Raw genomic sequence first — 20,755 nt, forward strand, 5'->3', positions numbered from 1 at the left:
GCTTAGAAGCCGGCTACCCCGGCGGCGGCGAGCTGGGCGCCCAGGCGCTGCACCTCGTGGTCGGCGAAGAAGGCCTGCAGTTGCCGGGCCCGGACCGGCCCGACGCCCGGCAGCTGGCGCCAGTCGCTGGCCTGCCGGGCGCTCAGTTCGGCCCAACCTTCGGTGGCCGGCAGGCTGTCGACCTGGGGCACGCCCAGCGCCCGCAACCAGTGCTGGAAGGGACGTTGCCGCGCGGCGCGGAACTGGGCGTGCAGGCGTTCGCCACTGTGCTCGGCGAAGCCCGGCAGTTGGCGCAGGGCTTCCGGCGGCAATTCCAGCCAGTCGAGCAGGCCGGCAATCTGGCCGGCTTCCAGCAACGTCTGCCAAGTCCCAGGCCCCACGCCTTCCAAGGCCAAACCCTGTTCGCCGCCCAGCCAGGCGAGACGGGCGAGGAACTGTTCCTCGCAGCCGGGCGTTGCCCGCCAGCAACTGAGCGCGTGGTAGCGCCCGGGCTGCGGCGGCTCTACTGCAAGGCGTTGCGGCGAGCGCCAGACCACGCTTTCCAGCCGCGGGATGGTCAGGCCGGCCAGGGCGATGGCCACCTGGTCGCCGGGGCGGATGTCCAGGGCCTGCCAGCGCCGCGTCGAGCCGAGGCTGACTTGGGCGATGCGGCGCTCGTCCAGCGTCACCGGTTGCAGTTCCAGCAGCGGCGTCACCCGTCCGGTGCGGCCGATGCGGAAATGCACCCGGCGCACCTCGGCCAGGGCCTGGCGGTAGGGGTATTTCCAGGCCAGCGCCCAACTGGCGCTGCCAGCCTGCCAGGCCTTCGCGGCGGGGCGCGAGCCTTGGCGGAGGACGATGCCGTCGCTGGCGAAGGGCAGGGGGCTGCGGTACCAGTGCTCGCGCTGGCGCTGGGCGTCCTCGAAACCCGTCACCGGCAGCGTCAGGGCCGCGCTGTCCGCGAGGCCCAGCGCTCTCAGGCGCTCCAGGCGTTGCGTCATGTTCCCGGGGCCGTGCGGCAATTCCCAGACGAACAGGCCGACCTGCGAAACCTGTTCGCCCGGTTCGCTGCGCGCCATCAGCCCGGCGACCTTGCCGCGGGCGCCGAGGCCGCCCTTTTGCGCCTGCACGTGGCCCGGCAGGCGCCAGTAGAGTTCGCCCTGCAACACCAGCCGCCCCGTGGCGGGCAGACGTTGCGGCACGGCCGGCAGGCGGCGGGCGTTGGCGGTCCAGTCCTGGCCGCGGATGCCGTCGCCACGGCTGATGGCCTGGACCAGTTCGCCGTCCTGGTAGACCAGCGTCACGGCCACGCCATCGACCTTGGGCTGCACCCAGAGGTCCTTGCGCCCGGCCATCCACAGGCGGACTTCGTTGGTGTCGGCGGCCTTGTCCAGGCCGGTATGGGCGGCGGGGTGGCGCAGCTTGCCGCGGCTGGCCGGCAGCGGTGGGGTCGGCTCGATGGCGAGCTGTGGATAACAGCCGCGCCAAAGGCTGAAGCGTTGCCGGGCCTGGTCGTAGAGTTCGTCGGCGATCGGGCTTTCGCCGCGCAGGTGGTAGGCCTGGTCCCAGGCTTCCAGTCGCTGGCGCAGGCCCAGCAGCTCTTCGCGGGCGCGCTGTTCGGGCCAGTCGGGGCAGGCCAGGGAGAGGCTGGGGAGGAGCAGCAGGGCTGAGGCGAGCAGGGCTTTCATCGGCGGGCTTCCTTGCGCCTGGAGGGGGTTCCAGACTAGGTGCGCCGCCGCCGCGAAGGGGCCGGGTGGAGTGTGGGAGGCTTCCGGGATGCGGCGCCATCGCGAACAGGATTCAGGGACCGTCGTGATTTCACTTCACGCCAAACGGTGAATCCAATCGCGGACAGAGTCCGCTCCTACGCCCAAGCTTCCCTGAATCGTAGGAGCAACTGTCTCACCGACTGCGCCGAGCTGCTTTACGTAGGATGGGGTGAGCCTGTGAAACCCATGCGGTTGCGCTGATGGGTATCGCTTCGCTCAACGCCATCCTACGGACTCGGCTGTACGCCAGGTGAGCGATCATGGGTGTCAGGGAGACTCGGTCGTAGGAGCAACTGTCTCACCGACTGCGCCGAGCTGCTTTACGTAGGATGGGTTGAGCCTGCGAAACCCATGCGGTTGCGCTGATGGGTATCGCTTCGCTCAACACCATCCTACGAAAAGCCATGCTCGCTCATGCGGTAGGAGACTCTGTCCGCGATGGGATCGAGGTCGGAGCGAAGGACAGGATGCGCGCGCGAAGCCATGGCCCACCCCATACGAAAAATGCCGTTTCCCCCAGATAGAGAAACGGCATTCTTTCTTACCATGAACGGCCCGCTGGAGCAGGGCTATTCCGTCGGACGGACCTTACAGGCCAGCCGCATCACGTAGGGCGGCGGCCTTGTCGGTGCGCTCCCAGGTGAAGGCGGTGAAGGTATCGTCACCGTAGGTCAGCTCATACGGATTGCGGCCGAAGTGACCGTAGGCCGCAGTGGGCTGGTACATCGGGTGCAGCAGGTCGAGCATCTTGGTGATCGCGTACGGACGCAGGTCGAAGTGCTCGCGAACCAGCTGGACGATCTTCTCGTCGCTGATCTTGCCGGTACCGAAGGTGTTCACCGAGATGGAGGTCGGCTGGGCCACGCCGATGGCGTAGGACACCTGGATCTCGCAACGCTCGGCCAGGCCCGCTGCAACGATGTTCTTGGCCACGTAGCGGCCGGCGTAGGCGGCGCTGCGGTCGACCTTGGACGGGTCCTTGCCGGAGAAGGCGCCGCCGCCGTGGCGGGCCATGCCGCCGTAGGAGTCGACGATGATCTTGCGCCCGGTCAGGCCGCAGTCGCCCACCGGCCCGCCGATGACGAAGTTGCCGGTCGGGTTGATGTGGAACTGGGTGTCCTTGTGCAGCAGCTCGGCCGGCAGCACGTGCTTGATGATCAGTTCCATCACGCCTTCGCGCAGGTCGGCGTAGGAGACTTCCGGGTTGTGCTGGGTGGACAGCACGATGGCGTCGATGCCCACCACCTTGCCGCCTTCGTAGCGGCAGGTGACCTGGCTCTTGGCGTCCGGGCGCAGCCACGGCAGCAGGCCGGACTTGCGCGCTTCGGCCTGGCGCTCGACCAGGCGGTGGGAGAAGCAGATCGGCGCCGGCATCAGTACGTCGGTCTCGTTGCTGGCGTAGCCGAACATCAGGCCCTGGTCGCCGGCGCCCTGGTCCTCGGGCTTGGCGCGGTCGACGCCCTGGTTGATGTCCACCGACTGCTTGCCGATGATGTTCAGCACGCCGCAGGTGGCGCCGTCGAAGCCGACGTCGGAGCTGTTGTAGCCGATGTCGATGATGACCTTGCGCACCAGGTCTTCGAGGTCGACCCAGGCCGAGGTGGTGACTTCGCCGGCGATGATGGCGACGCCTGTCTTCACCAGGGTCTCGCAGGCCACGCGGGCGTACTTGTCCTTGGCGATGATGGCGTCCAGCACCGCGTCGGAGATCTGGTCGGCGATCTTGTCCGGATGGCCTTCGGATACGGATTCGGAGGTGAAAATCGAGTATTCGCTCATCTAACGGTTCCTGTCTTTACCGGTGGGTGAGGACGCTTCGCGAATCCGGCTTGGCGAAATGCCGCACCTGGATCTGAAAGCCATTACGTAAACCAATGTACAAGCTCTCGCCGGGGGCGAGCCCCGCGGCATCGGCCCAAAGGGCCAGGTCTTCCTGTTCGAACCCCAGCCAGAGGTCCCCGCAGGCTTCGCGGGCCCAGCTCTGGTCGTGGCTGCACAGTTCGGTCACCAGCAGGCTGCCGCCCGGCTTCACCAGGCGCGCCAACTGGCGCAGGGCCTCGGCGGGCGCCGCGAAATGGTGCAGCACCATGTTCAGCACCACGCAGTCGGCCGGTTCGGCGGCGTCCTGCAGGGCGTCGGCCAGGTCCAGCCGCACGTTCGTCAGCCCTGCCTCCAGGCAGCGCCGGCGGGCCAGGTCGAGCATGGCCACGCTGTTGTCCAGCGCGGTCACCCGCGCGAAACGCCGGGCCAGCTCGGGGAGGAACCCGCCGTCGCCGGGGCCGACTTCCAGCGCCGTGGCGCCGGGGGCGAAGCTCAGTGCGTCGAGCAGCGCCAGAACACTTTCACGGTATTGCGGCAGCCCCGCGATCAGGTCCTGCGTGGCCTGGAACTTCTCCGCGCTGCGGGCGAAGTAGTCGCGGCTCACCGCCGCGCGCTGGGCATGCACCGCGGCGACGCGGGCGTCCACCTCGGGCGGCAGCGCCAGCTCGTCCACTTCCGCCAGCAGCGCCCCGTGCAGCTTGCCGCCGAGGCTGTCGGCCTGGGGCAGGGCGCGGCGGTAGAAGATCGCGTTGCCTTCGCGGCGCGTCGCCACCAGGCCGGCCTGGGCCAGCACCTTCAGGTGGTGGCTCATGCCCGACTGGCGGATGGCGAAGATCTGCGCCAGCTCCAGCACGCCGAACGAGTCGTTGGCCAGCACCCGCAGCACGTTCAGCCGCAGCGGGTCGCCGCCGGCCTTGCACAGCGCGGCCAGCTCGTCGCAGGCATCGTGGCGGATCAGGGGCATGCGCAGGCTCATAGGGGGCGGAGTCTAGAGCCCCGGGAGGATGGTGGCAACGGCTGTATCAAAAAGTTTTGATATTGGAGACGGAAGGTAGCGGCAACGCCAGGGCTGCAGGAGCGAGCTTGCTCGCGAACCGGCCTGGCACGGCGCTCGTTCGCGAGCAGGCTCGCTCCTGCCAAAGGCGGCTCGCGTCAGAAACCTGCCGCCTGTAGCCTGCGGCCCGATTGTCATTGCCCCGCGATGGCCGGCTGGGCGAAAATGACCGCCTTTTTTCATCCCTTCGATCAATCGAAGCAGCCCCCGCAGGAGATTCAGCGATGCCCAGCCGTCGTGAGCGAGCCAATGCCATCCGCGCACTGAGCATGGATGCCGTGCAGAAAGCCAACAGCGGCCACCCAGGCGCCCCCATGGGGATGGCGGACATCGCCGAAGTGCTCTGGCGCGACTACCTCAAGCACAACCCGGGCAACCCGCAGTGGGCCGACCGCGACCGCTTCGTGCTGTCCAACGGCCACGGCTCGATGCTGATCTACTCGCTGCTGCACCTGACCGGCTACGACCTGGGCATCGAGGACCTGAAGAACTTCCGCCAGCTCAACTCGCGCACCCCGGGCCACCCGGAGTACGGCTACACCGCGGGCGTGGAGACCACCACCGGCCCGCTCGGCCAGGGCATCGCCAACGCCGTGGGCATGGCCCTGGCGGAGAAGGTGCTGGCCGCGCAGTTCAACCGCGAAGGCCATGGCATCGTCGACCACTACACCTACGCCTTCCTCGGCGATGGCTGCATGATGGAAGGCATCTCCCACGAGGTCGCCTCCCTGGCCGGCACCCTGCGCCTGAACAAACTGATCGCCTTCTACGACGACAACGGCATCTCCATCGACGGCGAGGTCCACGGCTGGTTCACCGACGACACCCCGAAGCGCTTCGAAGCCTACGGCTGGCAGGTGATCCGCAACGTCGACGGCCACGACGCCGACGAGATCAAGACCGCCATCGAGACCGCGCGCAAGAGCGACGCCCCGACGCTGATCTGCTGCAAGACCGTGATCGGCTTCGGCTCGCCGAACAAGCAGGGCAAGGAAGAGTGCCACGGCGCGCCGCTGGGCAATGACGAGATCGTCGCCACCCGCGCCGCCCTGGGCTGGAACCACGGCCCGTTCGAAGTCCCCGCCGAGATCTACGCCGAGTGGGACGCCAAGGAAGCCGGCGCCGCCCGCGAGGCCGAGTGGAACCAGCGCTTCGCCGCCTACCAGGCCGCGCACCCGGAACTGGCCGCCGAGTTCCAGCGCCGCGTCAAGGGCGAGCTGCCGGCCGACTTCGCCGAGCAGGCCGCGGCCTACGTCGCCGAAGTCGCCGCCAAGGGCGAGACCATCGCCAGCCGCAAGGCCAGCCAGAACGCGCTGAACGCCTTCGGCCCGCTGCTGCCGGAACTGCTCGGCGGCTCCGCCGACCTGGCCGGCTCCAACCTGACCCTGTGGAAGGGCTGCAAGGGCGTGACCCCCAGTGACGCCTCGGGCAACTACGTGTTCTACGGCGTGCGCGAGTTCGGCATGAGCGCCATCATGAACGGCGTGGCCCTGCACGGCGGCTTCATCCCCTACGGCGCGACCTTCCTGATCTTCATGGAATACGCCCGCAACGCGGTGCGCATGTCCGCCCTGATGAAGCAGCGCGTGCTCTACGTGTTCACCCACGACTCCATCGGCCTGGGCGAGGACGGCCCGACCCACCAGCCCATCGAGCAACTGGCCAGCCTGCGCCTGACGCCGAACCTGGACACCTGGCGCCCGGCCGACGCAGTCGAGTCCGCGGTGGCCTGGAAGTACGCCATCGAGCGCAACGACGGCCCCTCGGCGCTGATCTTCAGCCGCCAGAACCTGCCGCACCAGGCGCGCGACGCCGAGCAGCTGGCCAACGTCGCCCGCGGCGGCTACGTGCTCAAGGACTGCGCCGGCGAGCCGGAACTGATCCTGATCGCCACCGGCTCGGAAGTCGGCCTGGCCGTGCAGGCCTACGACAAGCTCAGCGCCGAAGGCCGCAAGGTGCGCGTGGTCTCCATGCCCTCCACCAGCGTCTTCGAGCAGCAGGACGCCGGCTACAAGCAGGCCGTGCTGCCGGTGCAGGTCGGCGCGCGCATCGCCATCGAGGCCGCCCACGCCGACTACTGGTACAAGTACGTGGGCCTGGAAGGCCGCGTGATCGGCATGACCACCTTCGGCGAGTCGGCCCCGGCGCCGGCGCTGTTCGAGCACTTCGGCTTTACCGTCGAAAACGTTCTCTCCACTGCCCAGGAATTGTTGGAGGACTGAGCCTGATAGCTGGAAGCCTGAAGCTGGAAGCTTGAAGCGCAAGCATGCCCCTGGCTGCTTTTGCTCTCGGCTTCCAGCTTCCAGCTTCCAGCTTTCGGCTTCCGAAGGCTTATGCCCAAACGCCCTTACCGTGTCGCCCTCAATGGCTACGGCCGCATCGGCCGCTGCGTGTTCCGCGCCCTGCACGAGCGCGGCGCGAAGGCCGGCTTTTCCATCGTCGCGCTGAACGACCTGGCCGACCTGCCGAGCCTGGAATACCTGACCCGCTTCGACTCCACCCACGGCCGCTTCCCCGGCGAGGTGAGCGTGGCCGACGGCTGCCTGCACGTCGGCGGCGACTGCGTGAAGGTGCTGCGCCAGGCCGAGCCCGAGGCCATCGACTGGGCGGCGCTGGACATCGACCTGGTGCTGGAGTGCTCCGGCGTCTACCACAGCCGCGCCGATGGCCAGCGCTTCCTCGCCGCCGGCGCGCCGCGGGTACTGTTCTCCCAGCCCATGGCCAGCGAGGCCGACGTCGACGCCACCGTGGTCTTCGGCATCAACCAGCAACAGCTGTCCGGCGCCGAGAAGCTGGTCTCCAACGCCTCCTGCACCACCAACTGCAGCGTGCCGCTGCTCAAGCTGCTGAACGAGGCCGTGGGCATCGAGTATGTCTCGATCACCACCATCCACTCGGCGATGAACGACCAGCCGGTGATCGACGCCTACCACCACGAGGACCTGCGCCGCACGCGCTCGGCCTTCCAGTCGGTGATCCCGGTGTCGACGGGGCTGGCGCGGGGCATCGAGCGCCTGCTCCCGGAACTTGCCGGGCGAATCCAGGCCAAAGCCATCCGGGTGCCGACGGTGAACGTCTCGGCCCTGGACATCACCCTGCAGGTTTCCCGCGACACTTCCGCCGCGGAAATCAACAGGGTGCTGCGCGAGGCCGCCGGCAGCGGGCCGCTCAAGGGCCTGCTGGACTACACCGAGCTGCCCCACGCCAGTTGCGACTTCAACCACGACCCGCACTCGGCGATCGTCGACGGCAGCCAGACCCGCGTTTCCGGGCCGCGCCTGGTGAACCTGCTGGCCTGGTTCGATAACGAGTGGGGCTTCGCCAACCGCATGCTCGACACCGCGGGGCACTTCCTGCGGGTCGCCGCCAGCGAACGTTAAACAACCAGCCCAGACAGGACTGATGTCATGACCGTTTTGAAGATGACCGACCTCGACCTCCAAGGTAAGCGCGTGCTGATCCGCGAGGACCTCAACGTGCCGGTGAAGGACGGCGTGGTGAAGAGCGACGCCCGCATCCTGGCCTCGCTGCCCACCATCAAGCTGGCCCTGGAGAAGGGCGCGGCGGTGATGGTCTGCTCGCACCTGGGCCGCCCCACCGAGGGCGAGTTCTCCGAGGAGAACAGCCTCAAGCCGGTCGCCGACTACCTGAGCAAGGCCCTGGGCCGCGACGTGCCGCTGGTGCGCGACTACCTCGACGGCGTCGAGGTCAAGCCGGGCGAGCTGGTGCTGTTCGAGAACGTGCGCTTCAACAAGGGCGAGAAGAAGAACGCCGACGAGCTGGCGCAGAAGTACGCCGCGCTGTGCGACGTCTTCGTCATGGACGCCTTCGGCACCGCCCACCGCGCCGAGGGCTCGACCCACGGCGTGGCCAAGTTCGCCAAGGTCGCCGCGGCCGGCCCGCTGCTGGCCGCCGAGCTGGACGCCCTGGGCACGGCCCTGGGCAACCCGGCCCGGCCGATGGCGGCCATCGTCGCCGGCTCCAAGGTCTCCACCAAGCTCGACGTGCTCAACAGCCTGGCGCAGATCTGCGACCAGCTGATCGTCGGCGGCGGCATCGCCAACACCTTCCTCGCCGCGGCCGGCTACAAGGTCGGCAAGTCGCTGTACGAGGCCGACCTGGTCGACACCGCCAAGGCCATCGCGGCCAAGGTCAGCGTGCCGCTGCCGGTCGACGTCGTGGTGGCCAAGGAGTTCGCCGAAAGCGCCGCCGCCACCGTCAAGGCCATCGCCGACGTCGCCGACGACGACATGATCCTCGACATCGGCCCGCAGACCGCCGCGCAGTTCGCCGAGCTGCTGAAGTCGTCGAAGACCATCCTGTGGAACGGCCCGGTGGGCGTCTTCGAGTTCGACCAGTTCGGCGAAGGCACCAGGACCCTGGCCCTGGCCATCGCCGAGAGCCCGGCGTTCTCCATCGCCGGCGGCGGCGACACCCTGGCGGCCATCGACAAGTATGGCGTGGCCGAGCGGATCTCCTACATTTCCACCGGTGGCGGTGCCTTCCTCGAGTTCGTCGAAGGCAAGGTCCTGCCGGCCGTGGAAGTGCTGGAGCAGCGCGCCAAGCAGTGAGCCTGGCGGCGTCCGACCCCCGGTGAATGCCCCTGAACCGGGGCGCCGGGGCGGCGCGGGGCTGAATGGACATACGGCATCGCCGTGAGAGGGAGAATTGCCCGATGAAGCGTTACCTCGCCGCCCTGGCCCTGGGCGCCCTGCTGGCCGGTTGCTCCAGCCACCCCGCGGGAAGCGGCGCCGGCACCGCCAAAGGCGGCTGGAGCCACTGGACCTGCGACAGCGGCGCCGTGGTGATCTGGCGCTACGTCGAGGGCACCCGCTCGTCGGTGGTGGACCTGCGCCTGGGCGAGGACGACGTCGTCCATCACCTGGAGGAGGAACCCGGCGGGTCCGGTGCTTTCTATAGTGACGGACTGGTCGGTTTCAGCATCACCGGCGAGCAGGGGCTGATCTACTGGGTGGAAAGCAACGACCTGATCGGCCGCGGCTGCCGCGCACGCTAGCACCGCGCGGCGCAACAGACTTGAATGCGGCCTGCCCCTGCGGCAGGCTGTCGAACCATAGAACGAGCCCAACTTCCTGGGAGAAGTGAAAACATGGCACTCATCAGCATGCGCCAAATGCTGGACCACGCCGCCGAGTTCGGCTACGGCGTCCCGGCTTTCAACGTCAACAACCTCGAGCAGATGCGCGCCATCATGGAAGCGGCCGACAAGACCGATTCCCCGGTGATCGTGCAGGCTTCGGCCGGCGCCCGCAAATACGCCGGCGCGCCCTTCCTGCGTCACCTGATCCTGGCGGCCATCGAGGAATTCCCGCACATCCCGGTGTGCATGCACCAGGACCACGGCACCAGCCCCGACGTGTGCCAGCGTTCCATCCAACTGGGCTTCAGCTCGGTGATGATGGACGGCTCGCTGAAGGAAGACGGCAAGACCCCGGCCGACTACGAATACAACGTCCGCGTGACCCAGCAGACCGTGGCCTTCGCCCATGCCTGCGGCGTCTCCGTGGAAGGTGAGCTGGGCTGCCTGGGCTCCCTGGAAACCGGCATGGCCGGCGAGGAAGACGGCGTCGGCGCCGAAGGCGTGCTGGACCACAGCCAGCTGCTGACCGACCCGGAAGAAGCCGCCGACTTCGTCAAGAAAACCAAGGTCGATGCCCTGGCCATCGCCATCGGCACCAGCCACGGCGCCTACAAGTTCACCAAGCCGCCGACCGGCGACATCCTCGCCATCGACCGCATCAAGGCGATCCACGCGCGCATCCCGAGCACCCACCTGGTGATGCACGGCTCCTCTTCGGTACCGCAGGACTGGCTGGCGATCATCAACGAGTTCGGCGGCGAAATCCCGGAAACCTACGGCGTTCCGGTAGAAGAAATCGTCGAAGGCATCAAGTACGGCGTGCGCAAGGTGAACATCGACACCGACCTGCGCCTGGCCTCCACCGGCGCCATCCGTCGCTTCCTGGCGCAGAACAAGAGCGAGTTCGACCCGCGCAAGTACTTCGCCAAGACCATCGAAGCCATGCGCGACGTGTGCATCGCCCGCTACGAAGCCTTCGGCACCGCCGGCCACGCCTCCAAGATCAAGCCGATCTCCCTGGAAGCCATGTTCCAGCGCTACGCCAAGGGCGAACTGGAGCCGAAGATCAACTGATCCGGCCCCGCCCCTGAAGAGCCCCGCCCCGGCGGGGCTCTTTCGTATCCATGCCAGACACAGAGGCTGCCATGCGTTGGCTCGTTCCCCTGCTGATGCTCCTGCTCGCCGGTTGCGCCGCGCAGCCGCCCGGTGCGCCCGCGCCCGCCGCAGCCCCCGCGCTGCGAGCGCCGGCGGTCGACCTGCCGGTGGACGCGCAGAACTGCCTGAGCCACACCGAGTGCACGCTGAAGACCTCGCGCTCGCTGCTGTTCGTCTTCGACTACGCCGAGGCCGGCGCACCGCTGGTGGTCAGCGAAGGCCGCCTGCTGAGCACCCCGGAGAAGGCGCCGAACAAGGGCTGGCCGGCGCTGCGCATCCAACTGGCCGAGCCCGACGGCGGGCGCTTCGAGTTCCACAGCCAGTGCCGGCAGAAGCGCTGCCGGATCAGCGAGGCCAGGCTGCTCGCCTGCTACCGCGACTACCTGGAAGGCAAGGCCTGCCGGCTGCGCTGAGTGTGCTATACCGGAGGGCGACACCGTACAGGAGAGCCGTTCATGGATAGCGTCCACGCCAGCGCCCAGCAGGGCTTCGGCCAGGAAGCCCAGACCTACGCCCACGGGCGCCCCGAATACCCCGACGAGCTGCTCGGCTGGCTCGACGGCAGCCTCGGCATCAAGGCCGGCAGCAAGGTGGCCGACCTCGGCGCCGGCACCGGCAAGTTCACCCGCCTGCTGCTGCGCACCGGCGCCGAAGTGACCGCCATCGAGCCGGTGGCGGCCATGCGCGAACGCCTGCACGAGGAGCTGCCCGACGTGCGTGTGCTGGAAGGCACCGCCCAGGGCATGCCGCTGGCCGACGCCAGCCTGGACGCGGTGCTCTGCGCCCAGGCCTTCCACTGGTTCGCCAAGCCCGAGGCGCTGCGCGAGATCCATCGCGTGCTGCGCCCGCGCGGCCACCTGGGGCTGGTGTGGAACGTGCGCGACGAGCGGGTGGACTGGGTAGCCGAACTGACCCACATAGTCGCGCCCTACGAGGGCAGCACCCCGCGCTTCCACACCGGCGAATGGCGCCGGGCCTTCGCCGGCGCGCCCTTCGGCCCGCTGCAGCTGCGCGAGTTCAGCTACCGCCACGTCGGCCCGCCGGAGCAGGTGATAGTGGCGCGGACACTGTCGATCAGCTTCATCGCCGCGCTGCCGGCGGAACAGAAGGCACGGGTCGAGCAGCGCCTGCAGGAACTGATCGCCACCCACCCGGCGCTCAAGGGCCAGGCCGAGGTGGCCTTCCCCTACCGCACCGAGGCCTATTCGGCGGTGGTGCTGGACTGAGCCTGCGAAGGGGCGCGCGGATCGGCTAGACTGCGCGCCTCGTCACCGCGAACCGACCTTCATGCAACCGCTCCGCTACCTCCAGGCCTACCCGCAACAGCTGCAGGACCAGGTCCGCCAGTTGATCGCCGAGGATCGCCTGGGCGAGTACCTGCAGCGCCGCTACCCCGGGCGCCACGAGGTGCAGAGCGACAAGGCGCTGTACGCCTACGCCATGCAGCTCAAGCAGGAGCACATGCGCAACGCGCCGGCGGTGGACAAGGTGCTCTACGACAGCAAGCTGGACGTGGTGCAGCGCGCCCTGGGGCTGAACACCGCGATCTCGCGGGTGCAGGGCGGCAAGCTGAAGGCGAAGAAGGAAATCCGCGTGGCCTCGCTGTTCAAGGATGCGGCGCCGGAATTTCTCAGGATGATCCTGGTGCACGAACTGGCGCACCTGCGCGAGCGCGACCACAACAAGGCCTTCTACCAGCTCTGCGAATACATGCTGCCGGGCTACCACCAGCTGGAATTCGACCTGCGCGTCTACCTGACCTGGCGCGAACTGGACTGAACTTCCGGCGCCTAGACTGGGTTGCCGCGGGAAGCTCCCGGCGATCGGATGGGGTTCGACCGCGCAGGAGCCTTCCCCCGCCGCACCCGGAGAGTAATCAAAAGATTTGGCATATTGCCATCAGTCTTTTCGGAATTTTTTCCCATTTGGGGGAAAAATCGTCGCGGACGTAAGGTGGATCACCTGCGGCTTCGGTGTACTGGCTCACCTTCGCACCCTCTCCCCAGCCCTCTCCCTGAAGGGAGAGGGAGCCGTACGGTGCTGCCGGTTAGTTCTGAGTCACCCCGCAAGTCCGCTATTTCCGGCGAGCGTCGAACTAACGCTTCACACGGCACGGTCCCCTCTCCCTTCAGGGAGAGGGTTAGGGAGAGGGAACGGCGCCAAGCCATAGCACCGAAGCCCCAGGTGAGCACCGACCTCCTAAAAGAGCCCCCTACGAAAAACGCCGTCCCCCCTCAGGAGAACGGCGTTCCCGTAAAGCCCGCGCAGGCGATCAGAACAGATCCATCGGCGCGCCTTCGTCGGCCGGCAGCGGCGTGCCCGGCGCGCCGCTGCCCAGTTCGCTCATGGGCGGCGGGGTGTCTTCGCTCTTGAACAGCTCGAAGTAGGCGCCCGGCGTGCCCGGCGGCGCGGCGCGGCCGCTGAGCGGGTCGATGCGCAGGCTGACCAGGCCGGAGGGCTCGGGCAGCGTGTGCGAGGGCTTGTCCTTGAGCGCCGCGCCCATGTAGCGCATCCAGATCGGCAGCGCCACGTTGCCGCCGAACTCGCGGCGGCCGAGGCTTTCCGGCTGGTCGAAGCCGACCCACACGGTGGTCATGTAGTCGGCGTTGAAGCCGGAGAACCAGGCGTCCTTGGAGTCGTTGGTGGTGCCGGTCTTGCCCGCCAGGTCGTCGCGCTTGAGGGCCAGGGCGCGGCGACCGGTGCCGCGCTTGATCACGTCCTGCAGCATGCTGGTCATGATGTAGGCGGTGCGGGCGTCGATGATGCGCTCGGCCGGCGTCGGCTCGATGGTGGTCCTGGCATGGGCCGGGTCGTTGTCCTCCGCCGGCGCGGCGACGGGCTGCGCGGCCTCCTTGTCGGCGACCTGCGGGTTGTCCTCCACCGGCACGCTGGGCGGGTTGGCCTGGTACAGCACCTGGCCGTCGCGGCTTTCGATGCGGTCGACCACGTAGGGGCTGATCTTGTAGCCGCCGTTGGCGAAGGTGCTCCAGGCGCCGGCGATCTCCAGGGGCGTCAGGTTCGCGGTGCCCAGGGCCATGGACAGGTTCGGCGGCAGTTCCTGGGCATCGAAGCCGAAGCGGCTGATGTACTGGCGCGCGCGCTCCACGCCCAGGGCCTGCAGGGTGCGGATCGAGACCATGTTGCGCGACTTGTACAGCGCCTCGCGCAGCGGGATGGGGCCGAGGAAGGTGTTGGTGTCGTTCTTCGGCCGCCAGACCTTGTCCAGGTACTCGTCGACGAACACGATGGGCGCATCGTTGACCAGGCTGGCGGCGGTGAAGCCGTTGTCCAGCGCGCAGCTGTAGATGAACGGCTTGAAGCTGGAGCCGGGCTGGCGCTTGGCCTGGACGGCGCGGTTGTAGCTGCTCTGCTCGAAGGAGAAGCCGCCGACCAGGGCCATGATGGCGCCGTTGTCCGGGTTCAGCGAGACCAGCGCGCTCTGCGCCGCCGGCACCTGGGTCAGGCGCAGGGCGCCGTCGTCCTTGCGCTGCACGCGGATCAGGTCGCCGGGTTGCAGCACGTCGCCGGGCTGGCGCGGCGCCGGGCCCATGCTGTTGCTGCTGAGGAAGGGGCGGGCCCACTTCATGTTGTCCCAACTGATGGTGTCGTCCTTGCCGTCACGGGTGACGACCATCACGCCGCTCTTCTCCACGCGGGTGACGATGGCCGGCTCCAGGCCGCCGATCGGGCGCTGCTGGGCCACCGCCAGGCGCCAGGCATCCAGCGACTTGCCCGGCATGCGCGCCTCGGGGCCGCGGTAGCCGTGGCGCTGGTCGTATTCCTGGAGGCCTTCGCGCAGGGCGTCGTTGGCGTACTGCTGCAGGTCGCTGCGCACCGTGGTGTAGACCCGGTAGCCCTCGGTGTAGGCATTGCTGCCGTAGCGGCCGACCATTTCGGCGCGGGCCATCTCGGCGATGTACGGGGCCGCCAGTTCCGGGCTCGCCACGTGGTAGGAGGCGCCCACCGGCTCGGCGACGGCTTCCTGGTAGCGGGCCTGGTCGATGAAGCCGAGCTTGTTCATCCGCTCGAGGATCCAGTTGCGCCGCTCCATGCTGCGCGCCACGTTGGCCAGCGGGTTGTAGCGCGAGGGCGCCTTGGGCAGGCCGGCGATCATCGCCATCTGCGCCAGGCTCAGGTCCTTGATCGACTTGCCGTAGTAGACCTGGGCGGCGGCCTCGATGCCGTAGGCGCGGTTGCCGAGGTAGATCTTGTTGACGTACAGCTCGAGGATCTCGTCCTTGGTCAGCTCGCGCTCGATCTGCAGGGCCAGGAGGATCTCGGTGATCTTGCGCGAGAAGCTGCGCTCGTTGGTCAGGAAGTAGTTCTTCGCCACCTGCATGGTGATGGTGCTGCCGCCGGTCTGGATGTGGCCGGTCGACAATAATTGCGCGGCAGCGCGCATAAGGCTCTTCACGTCCACGCCATAATGATTGGCGAAATTGTCGTCCTCGGCCGACAGAAGGGCGTGAATGAAATCCGGCGGGATGTCAGCGAAACGGATAGGCGTGCGGCGCATCTCGCCGAACTCTGCTATCAATTTGTTATCACTGCTGTAAACCCGCAGCGGAATCTGCAGCTGCACGTTGCGCAGGGCGTCGACCGAAGGCAGGCTGGGGCTCAGGTACAGGTAGGCGCCACTTAAACCGAGCAGCACTCCACAAAAAAGGGTGACGCAAGTCCACCACAGAAACTTCAGCAGGCGCATTGGCAGGTCTTGGATTTCCAGGGAAAAGAGAGAGTTAAGCGAAAGGCGCGGCGAAAAGGGAAAAGCTGATCACATTATAAGCAGTTTTTTTGCCAGCGAGCTATTTGCGCGGGTGTCAAGTCTGGTATCTAATGTCAAAAAACATAAATCGTCCGTAAGTCTCGGATGCTGATAGGAAATCAGTCGTGCTAGGGCTCTTCACTAAGAAAGCGAACACACTGCTGGGGATCGACATCAGTTCGACTTCGGTCAAACTCCTCGAGTTGAGCCGTTCGGGCGGGCGCTACAAGGTAGAGGCCTACGCCGTAGAGCCGCTCCCGCCGAACTCGGTAGTCGAGAAGAACATCGCCGAACTGGAGGGGGTCGGCCAGGCGCTGTCGCGGGTGGTCGCCAAGGCGCGCACCGGCGTGAAGACGGCTGCCGTGGCGGTCGCCGGCTCGGCGGTCATCACCAAGACCATCGAGATGGACGGCGGGCTTTCCGAAGACGAGCTGGAGAACCAGCTCAAGATCGAAGCCGACCAGTACATTCCCTATCCCCTGGAGGAAGTCGCCATCGACTTCGAGGTCCAGGGCGTATCCGCGCGCAACGCCGAGCGCGTCGACGTGCTGCTGGCGGCCTGCCGCAAGGAGAACGTCGAGGTGCGCGAGGCCGCGCTGGCCCTGGCCGGGCTCACCGCCAAGGTGGTGGACGTCGAGGCCTACGCGCTGGAGCGCGCCTTCGGCCTGCTCGGCGACCAGCTGGGCGGCAACGCCGACGAGCTGACCGTCGCGGTGGTCGACATCGGCGCCACCATGACCACCCTCAGCGTCTTGCACCACGGCCGCACCATCTATACCCGCGAACAGCTGTTCGGCGGGCGCCAGCTCACCGAGGAGATCCAGCGCCGCTATGGCCTGTCGGTGGAAGAAGCCGGCCTCGCCAAGAAGCAGGGCGGTCTTCCGGATGACTACGACAGCGAAGTGCTGCAACCGTTCAAGGATGCGGTGGTGCAGCAGGTCTCGCGTTCGCTGCAGTTCTTCTTCGCCGCTGGCCAGTTCAACGACGTCGACTACATCCTGCTCGCCGGCGGCACGGCTTCCATTCCCGACCTGGACCGGCTCATCCAGCAGAAGATCGGCACCCCGACGCTGGTGGCCAACCCCTTCGCCGACATGGTGCTGAGCAACAAGGTGAATGCCGGGGCGCTGGCCAGTGATGCGCCGGCGCTGATGATTGCCTGCGGTCTGGCGATGAGGAGTTTCGACTGATGGCACGCATCAACCTACTGCCATGGCGGGAGCAGCTGCGCGAGGAGCGCAAGCAGCGCTTCCTGGTCGCCCTGGGCGGCGTGCTGCTGGTCTCCGGCGGCCTGGTGTTCCTCGGTGACCAGTACTTCAGCTCGGCGATCGAGAACCAGAGCGCGCGCAACGACTTCCTGCGCAAGGAAATCGCCGTGCTGGACGCCCGCATCAAGGAGATCAGCGAGCTGAAGACGCGCCGCCAGCAATTGCTGGAGCGGATGAAGATCATCCAGGACCTGCAGGGCAACCGGCCGATCATCGGGCGCGTCTTCGACCAACTGGTGCGCACCCTGCCCGATGGCGTGTACTACACCGGCCTGAAGATGAACGGCCACACCATCGCCATCGCCGGCGCCGCCGAGTCCAACAACCGCGTGTCCAACCTGATGCGCAACCTGGACGCCTCCGACTGGCTGACCTCGCCCAATCTCACCGAGGTCAAGGCGGTCACCCAGGGCGCCGTCGATCAGGCCAACACCTTCCAGCTCACCGTGCAGCAGACGCAGCCTGGCGAGAAGGTCAAGGAGCAGGAGAAGAAGACAGTCGCGCAAGGAGCCAAGAAATGAGTCTGGCCGATTCCCTGCAAAGCCTGCGCAAGATCGACATCAACGAGCTGGACTTCAACAACGTCGGTTCCTGGCCCGCCGCGGCCAAGGTGATCGCCGGCGCGCTGCTGATGGTGCTGGTGCTGGTGCTCGGCTACCAGTTCCACCTCAAGGACCTGCAAGGCGAGCTGGACCAGCGCCGGGCCGAGGAAGAGACGCTCAAGCAGCAGTTCGGCACCAAGGCCTTCCAGGCGGCCAACCTGGAAGCCTACAAGAACCAGATGAAGGAGATGGAAGAGTCCTTCGGCGCGCTGCTGCGCCAGCTGCCCAGCGACACCGAGGTGCCCGGGCTGCTTGAGGACATCACCCGCACCGGCCTGGGCAGCGGCCTGGAGTTCGAGGAAATCAAGCTGCTGCCGGAAGTCACCCAGCAGTTCTACATCGAGCTGCCGATACAGATCAGCGTGGTCGGCGGCTACCACGACCTGGCGACCTTCGTCAGCGGCGTGGCCAGCCTGCCGCGGATCGTCACCCTGCACGACTTCGAGATCAAACCCGTGAGTGCGGACAGTACCACCAAGCTGCGCATGACCATCGTGGCCAAGACCTACCGCTACAACGACAAGGGCGTGCAGGCCAAGCCGGCGGCCAACAAGGCGGGGGCGAAGAAATGAACAAGCGCCTGATGCTCTGTGGTCTGTTGTTGCTCAGTCTGAACGGCTGCGGTTCGGGCAGTGATTTCGCCGACCTGCAGGCGTACATGGACGAAGTCCGTGCGCGGCCCAAAGGCTCCATCGAGCCGCTGCCCAAGTTCCAGCCCTACGAGGCCTTCACCTACAACGCCTCGTCCCTGCGCAGCCCGTTCCAGCCGCCGGTGAAGATCGACCTGGCGATCAAGCAGAAGGGCTCCAAGGTGGTCAAGCCCGACGAAACGCGGGTCAAGCAGTTCCTCGAAGGTTTCAACATCGAGACCTTCGAGATGGTGGGGACACTGTCCAACCAGGAGGGTACGTTCGCCCTGGTCCGCGGTGCAGGAGGGGTGCACCGGGTCAAGGTGGGGGATTATCTGGGGCGCAACGATGGGAAGATCGTTTCCATCAGCGAAGGCAAGATCGATGTAGTCGAGATCGTTCCTGATGGTGAGGGTGGCTGGCTCGAACGTCCGCGCAGCCTGACTCTCAAGGAGCGCTCCTAAGGGCGGGGATGACCATGGATAACAAACTGCTGTCTGCACGACGGATACAGACGACGATGAACAGAACTATGACCCGCCTGGGCTTTGCCCTGTTGGCCGGCCTTTTCGCGCCGAGCCTGCTCGCCGCCAACCTGCAGCGCGTAGACGTGGCCTCGCTGCCGGGGGATCGCGTGGAGCTCAAGCTGGGCTTCGACGAGCCGGTGGCCGCGCCGCGTGGCTACACCATCGAGCAGCCGGCGCGCATCGCCCTGGACCTGCCGGGCGTGCAGAACAAGCTGGGCAGCAAGAACCGCGAGCTGGGCGTGGGCAACGCGCGCAGCCTGACCGTGGTCGAGGCCAAGGACCGCACCCGCCTGATCATCAACCTGACCACCCTGGTGCCGTATTCCACCCGCGCCCAGGGCAACGACCTGATCATCCTGGTCGGCCAGGGTGGCGGCGCGCCCGCCGCGGCGGCCAGCTCCGCGCCGAGCGTGGCCCCGGCCTATGCCGCGGCGCCTCGCCCGGCGCAGCCCAAGCCCTACGTGCCGGTGGGCAAGGCGATCCGCAACATCGACTTCCAGCGCGGCGAGCAGGGCGAGGGCAACGTGGTCATCGACCTGTCCGACCCGAGCGTCAGCCCGGACATCCAGGAGCAGGGCGGCAAGATCCGCCTGGACTTCCCGCGCACCCAGCTGCCCGACAGCCTGCGCGTGCGCCTGGACGTGAAGGACTTCGCCACCCCGGTGCAGTTCGTCAACGCCTCGGCTGCCGGCGACAAGGCCAGCATCGTCATCGAGCCCAGCGGCCTGTACGACTACCTGGTGTTCCAGACCGACAACCGCATGACCGTCAGCATCAAGCCGATGACCGCCAACGAGGCCGAGAAGCGCAAGAAGGACAGCTTCGCCTACACCGGCGAGAAGCTGTCGCTGAACTTCCAGGACATCGACGTGCGCTCGGTGCTGCAGCTGATCGCCGACTTCACCGACCTGAACCTGGTGGCCTCGGACACCGTGCAGGGCAACATCACCCTGCGCCTGCAGAACGTGCCCTGGGACCAGGCGCTGGACCTGGTGCTCAAGACCAAGGGCCTGGACAAGCGCAAGGTCGGCAACGTCCTGCTGGTGGCGCCGGCCGACGAGATCGCCGCGCGCGAGCGCCAGGAGCTGGAAGCGCAGAAGCAGATCGCCGAACTGGCGCCCCTGCGCCGCGAGCTGATCCAGGTGAACTACGCCAAGGCCTCCGACATCGCCAAGCTGTTCCAGTCCGTGACCGGCACCAGTTCCGGCCCGGGCGCCCAGCCTGCCGCCGGGACCGACAACCGTGGCTCCATCACCGTCGACGACCGCACCAACGCCATCATCGCCTACCAGACCCAGGACCGCCTGGACGAGCTGCGCCGCATCGTCTCGCAGCTGGACATCCCGGTACGCCAGGTGATGATCGAGGCGCGCATCGTCGAGGCCAGCGTCGACTACACCAAGGAGCTGGGGGTGCAGTGGGGTGGTTCGCTGAATAATCGCGGCAACTTCAACATCACCGGTGGCGCCAACAGCACGAGCAATACCTTCGTCGATCTGGGCGTCAGCACCGCGTCCCCGACCTCCGGCATCGGCATCGGCTTCGTCACCGACAACACCACCCTGGACCTGCAGCTCAACGCCATGGAGAAGACCGGTAACGGCGAGGTGGTGTCGCAGCCGAAGGTGGTCACCTCGGACAAGGAAACCGCGAAGATCCTCAAGGGCTCGGAGATTCCCTACCAGGAAGCCAGCTCCAGCGGCGCCACCTCGGTGTCCTTCAAGGAGGCTGCGCTGTCCCTGGAGGTCACTCCGCAGATCACCCCGGACAACCGCATCATCATGCAGGTCAAGGTGAACAAGGACGAGCCCGACTACCAGAACGCGCTGCTCGGCGTGCCGCCGATCAAGAAGAACGAGGTCAACGCCAAGGTGCTGGTCAACGACGGTGAAACCATCGTCATCGGCGGGGTGTTCTCCAACACCCAGACCAAGACCACCTCCAAGGTCCCGTTCCTCGGCGACGTACCGGTCGTCGGCCGCCTGTTCAAGAACGACTATGTGACGGACACCAAGAACGAGCTTCTGGTTTTCCTCACTCCCCGGATCATGAATAATCAGGCCATTGCCATCGATCGTTGATCAA

17 protein-coding genes are annotated in these 20,755 nt (G+C 67.0%); 13 read left to right on the forward strand and 4 right to left on the reverse strand.

Going from position 1 to position 20,755, the window contains the following annotated elements:
* Positions 1–2 precede the first annotated feature (2 nt).
* The 3 genes from ligB to RN02_RS04005 all read right to left on the reverse strand — a co-directional run bounded on the left by ligB (position 3) and on the right by RN02_RS04005 (position 4,545).
* Complete coding sequence (ligB, locus tag RN02_RS03995) at positions 3–1,667, reverse strand: NAD-dependent DNA ligase LigB (protein WP_043313170.1); 1,665 nt, start codon at positions 1,665–1,667, stop codon at positions 3–5.
* A 669-nt stretch (positions 1,668–2,336) separates the two neighbouring features.
* Positions 2,337–3,527, reverse strand: a complete 1,191-nt coding sequence (metK, locus tag RN02_RS04000; RefSeq protein WP_009613672.1) for a methionine adenosyltransferase — start codon at positions 3,525–3,527, stop codon at positions 2,337–2,339.
* Positions 3,528–3,543: 16 nt separating this feature from the next.
* Entirely contained in the window at positions 3,544–4,545 is a 1,002-nt protein-coding gene (locus RN02_RS04005) for an ArsR/SmtB family transcription factor (RefSeq protein WP_043313171.1), read from the reverse strand.
* Between the two features lie 302 nt (positions 4,546–4,847).
* On the opposite strand from RN02_RS04005, the gene tkt reads away from it, so the two are divergent.
* From tkt to RN02_RS04045, 8 genes are all read left to right on the forward strand, one after another.
* Complete coding sequence (gene tkt / locus RN02_RS04010; protein WP_043313172.1) at positions 4,848–6,845, forward strand: transketolase; 1,998 nt, start codon at positions 4,848–4,850, stop codon at positions 6,843–6,845.
* Positions 6,846–6,956: 111 nt separating this feature from the next.
* The gene (epd, locus tag RN02_RS04015; RefSeq protein WP_009613667.1) at positions 6,957–8,003 is read left to right on the forward strand and encodes an erythrose-4-phosphate dehydrogenase; all 1,047 of its coding nucleotides are present in this window, start codon (positions 6,957–6,959) and stop codon (positions 8,001–8,003) included.
* 27 nt (positions 8,004–8,030) lie between these two features.
* Positions 8,031–9,194: a phosphoglycerate kinase gene (locus RN02_RS04020; protein WP_043313173.1), complete on the forward strand. Its 1,164-nt coding sequence runs from the start codon at positions 8,031–8,033 to the stop codon at positions 9,192–9,194.
* Positions 9,195–9,298: 104 nt separating this feature from the next.
* Positions 9,299–9,640 carry an MliC family protein gene (locus RN02_RS04025; RefSeq protein ID WP_043313174.1) on the forward strand — a complete coding sequence of 114 codons (342 nt, stop codon included), beginning with the start codon at positions 9,299–9,301 and terminating at the stop codon, positions 9,638–9,640.
* Between the two features lie 93 nt (positions 9,641–9,733).
* A complete protein-coding gene (gene fba, locus RN02_RS04030) occupies positions 9,734–10,798 on the forward strand; it encodes a class II fructose-bisphosphate aldolase (RefSeq protein ID WP_043313175.1) in 1,065 nt (354 codons plus the stop codon).
* Positions 10,799–10,869: 71 nt separating this feature from the next.
* Positions 10,870–11,292: a hypothetical protein gene (locus RN02_RS04035; RefSeq protein ID WP_043313176.1), complete on the forward strand. Its 423-nt coding sequence runs from the start codon at positions 10,870–10,872 to the stop codon at positions 11,290–11,292.
* Positions 11,293–11,334: 42 nt separating this feature from the next.
* On the forward strand, positions 11,335–12,105 hold the full coding sequence (locus tag RN02_RS04040) for a class I SAM-dependent methyltransferase (RefSeq protein WP_043313177.1): 771 nt from the start codon (positions 11,335–11,337) through the stop codon (positions 12,103–12,105).
* 61 nt (positions 12,106–12,166) lie between these two features.
* Positions 12,167–12,658, forward strand: coding sequence for a M48 metallopeptidase family protein (locus RN02_RS04045; protein WP_043313179.1), 492 nt, complete (start codon positions 12,167–12,169; stop codon positions 12,656–12,658).
* Positions 12,659–13,151: 493 nt separating this feature from the next.
* Here RN02_RS04045 and RN02_RS04050 read toward each other — a convergent pair whose 3' ends face one another.
* Entirely contained in the window at positions 13,152–15,584 is a 2,433-nt protein-coding gene (locus tag RN02_RS04050; protein ID WP_043313181.1) for a penicillin-binding protein 1A, read from the reverse strand.
* A 185-nt stretch (positions 15,585–15,769) separates the two neighbouring features.
* Here RN02_RS04050 and RN02_RS04055 point away from each other — a divergent pair, with 185 nt between their 5' ends.
* Genes RN02_RS04055 through pilQ form a run of 5 tightly spaced genes read left to right on the forward strand, consistent with a single transcriptional unit; the run spans position 15,770 to position 20,751 of the window.
* Positions 15,770–16,834 carry a pilus assembly protein PilM gene (locus RN02_RS04055; RefSeq protein WP_009613650.1) on the forward strand — a complete coding sequence of 355 codons (1,065 nt, stop codon included), beginning with the start codon at positions 15,770–15,772 and terminating at the stop codon, positions 16,832–16,834.
* Complete coding sequence (pilN, locus tag RN02_RS04060; protein WP_009613648.1) at positions 16,834–17,433, forward strand: type 4a pilus biogenesis protein PilN; 600 nt, start codon at positions 16,834–16,836, stop codon at positions 17,431–17,433. The genes RN02_RS04055 and pilN overlap by 1 nt, the downstream gene beginning before the upstream one ends.
* A complete protein-coding gene (gene pilO / locus RN02_RS04065; protein ID WP_009613645.1) occupies positions 17,430–18,086 on the forward strand; it encodes a type 4a pilus biogenesis protein PilO in 657 nt (218 codons plus the stop codon). Before pilN ends, pilO begins: the two co-directional genes overlap by 4 nt.
* Positions 18,083–18,607 (forward strand): type 4a pilus biogenesis lipoprotein PilP, encoded by a 525-nt coding sequence (gene pilP / locus RN02_RS04070; protein WP_043313182.1) that lies wholly within the window; start codon positions 18,083–18,085, stop codon positions 18,605–18,607. The genes pilO and pilP overlap by 4 nt, the downstream gene beginning before the upstream one ends.
* A gap of 56 nt (positions 18,608–18,663) precedes the next feature.
* Positions 18,664–20,751, forward strand: coding sequence for a type IV pilus secretin PilQ (gene pilQ, locus RN02_RS04075; RefSeq protein WP_043313184.1), 2,088 nt, complete (start codon positions 18,664–18,666; stop codon positions 20,749–20,751).
* Positions 20,752–20,755: the final 4 nt, after the last annotated feature.

Origin of the sequence: Pseudomonas sp. PI1 (assembly GCF_000812405.1) — a bacterium.
Taxonomy (GTDB): Bacteria; Pseudomonadota; Gammaproteobacteria; order Pseudomonadales; family Pseudomonadaceae; genus Pseudomonas; species Pseudomonas citronellolis.

Coding starts and splice junctions, on each gene's coding strand:
- RN02_RS04050 (WP_043313181.1), bottom strand. CDS start 15,584: ATGCGCCTGCTGAAGTTTCTGTGGTGGACTTGCGTCACCCTTTTTTGT.
- RN02_RS04045 (WP_043313179.1), top strand. CDS start 12,167: ATGCAACCGCTCCGCTACCTCCAGGCCTACCCGCAACAGCTGCAGGAC.
- pilO (WP_009613645.1), top strand. CDS start 17,430: ATGAGTCTGGCCGATTCCCTGCAAAGCCTGCGCAAGATCGACATCAAC.
- pilP (WP_043313182.1), top strand. CDS start 18,083: ATGAACAAGCGCCTGATGCTCTGTGGTCTGTTGTTGCTCAGTCTGAAC.
- tkt (WP_043313172.1), top strand. CDS start 4,848: ATGCCCAGCCGTCGTGAGCGAGCCAATGCCATCCGCGCACTGAGCATG.
- RN02_RS04040 (WP_043313177.1), top strand. CDS start 11,335: ATGGATAGCGTCCACGCCAGCGCCCAGCAGGGCTTCGGCCAGGAAGCC.
- pilN (WP_009613648.1), top strand. CDS start 16,834: ATGGCACGCATCAACCTACTGCCATGGCGGGAGCAGCTGCGCGAGGAG.
- RN02_RS04005 (WP_043313171.1), bottom strand. CDS start 4,545: ATGAGCCTGCGCATGCCCCTGATCCGCCACGATGCCTGCGACGAGCTG.
- pilQ (WP_043313184.1), top strand. CDS start 18,664: ATGAACAGAACTATGACCCGCCTGGGCTTTGCCCTGTTGGCCGGCCTT.
- RN02_RS04025 (WP_043313174.1), top strand. CDS start 9,299: ATGAAGCGTTACCTCGCCGCCCTGGCCCTGGGCGCCCTGCTGGCCGGT.
- ligB (WP_043313170.1), bottom strand. CDS start 1,667: ATGAAAGCCCTGCTCGCCTCAGCCCTGCTGCTCCTCCCCAGCCTCTCC.
- epd (WP_009613667.1), top strand. CDS start 6,957: ATGCCCAAACGCCCTTACCGTGTCGCCCTCAATGGCTACGGCCGCATC.
- RN02_RS04035 (WP_043313176.1), top strand. CDS start 10,870: ATGCGTTGGCTCGTTCCCCTGCTGATGCTCCTGCTCGCCGGTTGCGCC.
- RN02_RS04020 (WP_043313173.1), top strand. CDS start 8,031: ATGACCGTTTTGAAGATGACCGACCTCGACCTCCAAGGTAAGCGCGTG.
- fba (WP_043313175.1), top strand. CDS start 9,734: ATGGCACTCATCAGCATGCGCCAAATGCTGGACCACGCCGCCGAGTTC.
- metK (WP_009613672.1), bottom strand. CDS start 3,527: ATGAGCGAATACTCGATTTTCACCTCCGAATCCGTATCCGAAGGCCAT.